This window comes from Variovorax sp. 20P10.2.4 (assembly GCF_058244205.1).
The window spans coordinates 1-3,686 of record NZ_JBZAYE010000686.1; the positions used below are offsets into that span (position 1 = coordinate 1).

The 3,686-nt window shown below is 70.6% G+C and carries 3 protein-coding genes; all 3 read right to left on the reverse strand.

Annotation, left to right across the window (positions count from 1 at the left end):
* The coding region (locus tag AC27VN_RS35675; protein ID WP_490879674.1) for a M48 family metalloprotease at positions 1-1,056 on the reverse strand (1,056 nt) is incomplete at its 3' end.
* A gap of 67 nt (positions 1,057-1,123) precedes the next feature.
* Positions 1,124-2,854, reverse strand: coding sequence for a peptidoglycan D,D-transpeptidase FtsI family protein (locus AC27VN_RS35680; RefSeq protein ID WP_490879675.1), 1,731 nt, complete (start codon positions 2,852-2,854; stop codon positions 1,124-1,126).
* Between the two features lie 156 nt (positions 2,855-3,010).
* Positions 3,011-3,686, reverse strand: a 676-nt coding sequence (locus tag AC27VN_RS35685; protein ID WP_490879676.1) for a TonB C-terminal domain-containing protein, incomplete at its 5' end; no start/stop codon positions are given.

The following is a 3,686-nucleotide window of genomic DNA, read 5'->3' on the forward strand; positions in this document are numbered from 1 at the left end:
CGCGACGAAATCGACCAGCACGCTGGCCATGTAGTCGTGCAGCCCGGCGGGCAGCGGATCGGGCGGCGGCGGCTCGACGGCCTGCGGCAGGGAGGGCACGAAGCCCGGGAAGAAGCGCCGCGCATGCGCGAGCAATGGATCGGACTGCATGAAGGGCTCGCGCAGCAGCCGCGCGACCACGGCGCGGGTCAGGCCGCCCACGCGCTCCTGGCCCAGCACGTCGAGCGTGCCGAGGTCGAGCGGGCCTTCGAGCGCGCCGGCCAGCCAGGCATCGGCCTGCGCATCGCGCTCGCTCCACAGCCGCAGCGCGCGGGCGCGCACGAAGACCTCGGGATGGCTGGCGCCGCGCGTGGCCGCATCAGGCCCGGCGCTGATCTCGTCGGCCTGGCGCAGGTAGCTCGCGGCATGGACCTGCGCGAGGCCGGTCTGCACCTTGACCAGCGCGCTGACCGCGGGCTCGAGCGCGCCGCAGCCCACGCAGGCGCCGCGGTCGGCGAAGGCCTCGGTGTAGAGGCTGTGGCGCCGCGCCGTCTGCAGGTGGCTCGCGTCGGCGCGCGGATCGGTCGCGGTCGCCTGCAGCAGCCGGTCGACCACGAGGTGGCGGCCGTCGTCGCGCGTCCACAGCAGGTGATGGGCGAGTTCGTGGCCGAGCACGGCCTGCAACTCGGGCCCCTGCAGCCGCTCGAGCAGCGGGCCCGAGAGCACGATGTGGGCCTCGCCCGGCAGCGTGTGGATGGCGGCGTTCATCGCGCCGTCCGGTCCTTGGTAGAGGGTGATCGGCACCGTGACGCCGAGCCGCTGCGCGACCAGCGCGGCATGCGCGTGCAGCTCGGGATGCGCGTCGGCGTCGAGCCGGTACGACTGGCGCAGCAGCTCGGCACGCACGGCGGCCGCATGCTCCTCGCGCGCCTCGGCCGAGGCGGCCCAGCGCCAGGCCTCGGGTTCGTTCGCCTGCAGGTGGGCGGCCAGCGCCTGCTGGTAGGGCAGCGGCACCAGATCGGCCAGGCCGACGGGAGAAAGCGTGGGGGAGGGGGCGCCGGGAGAGGAGTCGACCATGTCGGGATCGCCGGTAACAAGAGTTGCCGACGATCCTAAACGAGCACCGTGGCGGTGCCGTCCTTCGTCAGTGCGCCATCGGCGCGACCGCGAGGTCGGGCAGCACGTTCATGATGCGCAGGGTCTCCTGCACCACCTGGCTGAACACCGGCGCGGCCACCAGCCCGCCGAAGTACTTGCCGGCGCCGGGCTCGTCGACCATCACTGCGACGATGATGCGCGGCTTGTCGATCGGCGACATGCCGGTGTACCAGGCGCGGTACTTGTCGGAGGCATAGCCCTTGCCGACCTGCTTGTGCGCGGTGCCGGTCTTGCCGCCGACCGAATAGCCCATGGTCTGCGCCAGCGGCGCGGTGCCGCCGGGCGCGGCCGCCAGGTGCATCATCTGGCGCACCTCGCTGGCCACCAGCGGCGAGAACACCTGCACGCCCGTGGGCGGCGTGCCGTCGTTCTTCAGCAGGCTGACCGGGATCACCTCGCCATCGTGCGCGAAGGCGGTGTAGGCATGGGCGATCTGGAACAGCGAGGCCGACAGGCCGTAGCCATAGGACATGGTGGCCTGCTCGATCGGCCGCCACGACTTCCACGGCCGCAGCCGCCCGGTCACCGCGCCCGGGAACACGGTCTGCGGCTTCTGGCCCAGGCCGACCGCGGTCAGCGAGTTCCACATCTCCTGCGCCGACATGCGCTGCGAGATCTTCGTCGCGCCGACGTTGCTCGACTTCTGGATCACGCCCTCGACCGTGAGCACGCCGAAGTTCTCGTCGTCGTGGATGGTGGCGCCCGAGACGGTGATGCGGCCCGGATTGGTGTCGATGATGGTCTTGGGCGTGACGCGGCCGAGCTGCAGCGCGGTCGCGATGGTGATCGGCTTCATGGTCGAGCCGGGCTCGAAGACGTCGGTCATGGCGCGGTTGCGCAGCTGCTCGCCGCTGAGGTTGCGCCGGTCGTTGGGGTTGTAGCTCGGGTAGTTGGCCATCGCCAGCAGCTCGCCGGTGCGCGCGTCGACCACCACCACGCTGCCGGCGCGGGCCTTGTTCGCGACCACGGCGTCGCGGATCTTCTCGTAGGCCAGCGATTGCACGCGGTCGTCGATGCTCAGCTGGATGTCGCGCCCGTCGGTCGGCGGCACCTGGTCCTCGGTGTCCTCGACGATGTGGCCGAGCCGGTCCTTGAGCACATGGCGCGAGCCGGCCTTGCCGGCCAGGTCCTTGTCGAAGGCCAGCTCCACGCCTTCCTGGCCGATGTCCTCGACGTTGGTGAAGCCGGCCAGGTGGGCCGCGGCCTCGCCCTCGGGGTACTGGCGGCGGTAGTCGCGGCGCAGGTAGAGGCCCTTGATGCCGAGCGCCGCCACCTGTTTGGCGACCGACTCGTCAACCTGGCGCCGGATCCAGACGAAGCTCTTGTCCTCGTCCTCGAGCTTCTTGTCGAAGTCCTTCTGCGGCATGCCGAGCAACCGCGCCGCCTCGTGCAGCCGGCCCTGCACGGCGGGATCGTCGCGCTCGATGTCCTCGGGAATGGCCCAGATGCTGGGCGCGGGAATGTCGGAGGCCAGGATCAGCCCGTTGCGGTCGAGGATGCGGCCGCGGTTGGCCGGCAGTTCGAGCGTGCGCAGGTAGCGCACCTCGCCCTGGTGCTGGAAGAAGTCGTTGTCGAAGACCTGCACGTAGGCCGCGCGCACCGCCAGCAGCAGGAAGCCGAAGGCCACGGCCGCGACGATGAGCTTGCTGCGCCAGACCGGTGTCCTGCTCGCGAGCAGGGGGCTGCTGCCATACCGGATGTGTCCGTTGGGCTTCATCGTTCTTTTGTGAGGGAGCGCTCTTCCCCGCCGTGTTGTTGTGGGCGGTAGAGGGGCCCGGAGGCCGCGAGTTCCGGGCCGGCGCGCGCGCTCATTCGGCGCTAAGACAGCGGCGGCGCGGGGCCGAAGCGCCGCGCCGCTCGCGTCTTCACCGCATCACTGCGATTTCGGCCGCACGCTGATGATCGGGAACGGCGAGGGCACGCGGCCGTCGACGTCGCGCGGCATCACCTCGGTCTTCTGCACCGCGCGCAGGGCGGCGTCGTCCCAGGCGGCATTGCCGCTGGACTTCACGAGGCGCGGCGTGCCGACGATGGTGCCGTCGGGCGAGGTCTGGATCTGGATCTCGGCCGCGGGGTTGTCGCTGATCGAGTTCGGATCGAACACCACGTTGCGCTTGATCAGCGCGGCCACGCGGCCGAAGTAGCCGGCCGACGGACCGCCGCTGCCCGCGCCCTTGCCCGAGCGCGGACCGGTGGTCTGCTCGGCCGTGGAGCCGGCCTGGCCCATCAGGCGGCGCAGGTTGTCCTGGCGGTCCTTGTCGAGCTGCGCCTTCTGCTGCTCGAGCTTCTTGGCGTCGTCGCGCTTCTTCTGTTCCGCGAGCTTCTGCTGCTCGGCCTGCTTCTGCTGTTGCAGTTCCTTCTGGCGGTCTTCCTCGCGCTTCTTGGCCTCGAGCTGGTCCTTCTCCTTCTTGGCCTGGGCTTCCTGGCGTTTCTTTTCCTGCTGGCGCTGCTGTTCCTGTTCGCGCTCGCGCTGTTCCTTTTCCTCACGCAGCTTCTTCTCGCGCTCGAGCGCGATGTCGGGCGCCTTGGGCGCCGGCGTGGGATCGGGC